Source organism: Vibrio sp. 970 (genome assembly GCF_033339075.1).
Genome location: NZ_JAWOTW010000153.1, coordinates 1 through 871, shown reverse-complemented (window position 1 = coordinate 871; position 871 = coordinate 1). Strand labels below are relative to the sequence as shown.

The 871-nt window shown below is 51.1% G+C and carries 2 protein-coding genes; both read left to right on the top strand.

All coding sequences use genetic code 11. From position 1 onward, the window contains the following. A partial coding sequence (gene purE / locus R7Q11_RS25350; RefSeq protein ID WP_225466902.1) for a 5-(carboxyamino)imidazole ribonucleotide mutase occupies nucleotides 1-369 on the top strand: 369 nt, incomplete at its 5' end. A 4-nt stretch (nucleotides 370-373) separates the two neighbouring features. Continuing rightward, on the top strand, nucleotides 374-871 hold a 498-nt coding region (locus tag R7Q11_RS25345), incomplete at its 3' end, for an ATP-grasp domain-containing protein (RefSeq protein ID WP_225466901.1).

Genomic DNA, 871 nt, shown 5'->3' with positions numbered 1-871 from the left:
ACTCCTCAACTATTAGCCGATTACGCTAGCAGCGCGAAAGAACGCGGCATCAAAGTGATCATCGCAGGTGCCGGTGGTGCAGCTCACCTACCGGGAATGGCGGCAGCCTTCACCAGTTTGCCTGTACTTGGCGTTCCGGTTCAATCTCGCGCTCTAAAAGGCATGGACTCTTTGCTATCTATTGTACAAATGCCAAAAGGCATTGCAGTCGGCACGTTAGCGATTGGCGAAGCGGGCGCTGCAAACGCGGGCATCTTAGCGGCACAAATCCTAGGCACTCATGACGAAAGCATCATGGCGAAGGTAGAAGCGTTCCGCAATGAACAGACGGAAACCGTACTGGCTAACCCAAATCCAGCTGAGGATTAATCAGATGCATGTACTGGTTCTCGGATCAGGTCAGTTGGCTCGCATGATGTCTCTGGCTGGTGCACCACTAAACATCCAAATCTCGGCTTACGATGTCGGCAGCGGTAACGTTGTCCATCCTCTTACCCAACAGGTGCTTGGTCATGGTTTGGAAAATGCCATTGAACAAGTGGATGCGATCACCGCAGAATTCGAACATATTCCTCACGATGTACTCGACATCTGTGAATTAAGTGGCAAGTTCCTCCCTAGTACCGCAGCCATCAAAGCAGGCGGTGACCGCCGTGTTGAAAAAGCGCTACTCGATAATGCTGGCGTGCGTAATGCAAAGCACTACGTGATTGAGACACGTGAAGATTTTGAACGCGCAATTGAACATGTTGGCATGCCTATGGTGCTGAAAAGTGCATTAGGTGGTTACGATGGTAAAGGCCAATGGCGCTTGAAAGAAGCGGCTCAGATCGAGACGATCTGGACAGAAATGGCGGAGTGCATTGCAGCA